This is a genomic window from Pararhodobacter sp. CCB-MM2 (assembly GCF_001691415.1).
GTDB lineage: Bacteria > Pseudomonadota > Alphaproteobacteria > Rhodobacterales > Rhodobacteraceae > Pararhodobacter.
This window is the reverse complement of sequence record NZ_LRRR01000094.1, coordinates 1-440: the sequence shown is the minus strand read 5'-3', so window position 1 is coordinate 440 and position 440 is coordinate 1. Positions and strand designations below refer to the sequence as shown.

1 tRNA gene is annotated in these 440 nt (G+C 68.9%); it reads left to right on the top strand.

Features of this window, described 5'->3' with window-relative positions:
* Window positions 1-235: 235 nt before the first annotated feature.
* A tRNA-Ala gene (locus tag BCY78_RS24340) sits at window positions 236-308 on the top strand.
* Window positions 309-440: the final 132 nt, after the last annotated feature.

Genomic DNA, 440 nt, shown 5'->3' with positions numbered 1-440 from the left:
CTGCTGGTCCGTCCTCGGGGAGGGCGCGCGCGGCTGGCGGCTGCTGGCGCACAACGCCGGCACACTCCCGGAGCCGGTGCTCGGCGACGACGACTAGGGCCTGCCCGGCGTTCGGCGGGAGGGTGTTCGCGGGCCGCCCTCGGGCGGCCCGGGCCGGATTTCGCTTTCCGGCCGGTCGCAGGCTAAAGTTCATCTTGTTCGCAGCGCGGAAACGCAGAGAAACACAGCGGACAGCGGGGCTATAGCTCAGTTGGTAGAGCGCCTGCATGGCATGCAGGAGGTCAGGAGTTCAATGCTCCTTAGCTCCACAATCAGGATCCCGTCCCCACAGGGGGCGGGATCTTCTGCATGGAGACGGCGGAGGGCGTCGAGCGGGCTGCCCCTCTTGCGGGGCCATGGCAGAATCGGAACGCCGGAGGGGGCGACGTACCGATCGGGAG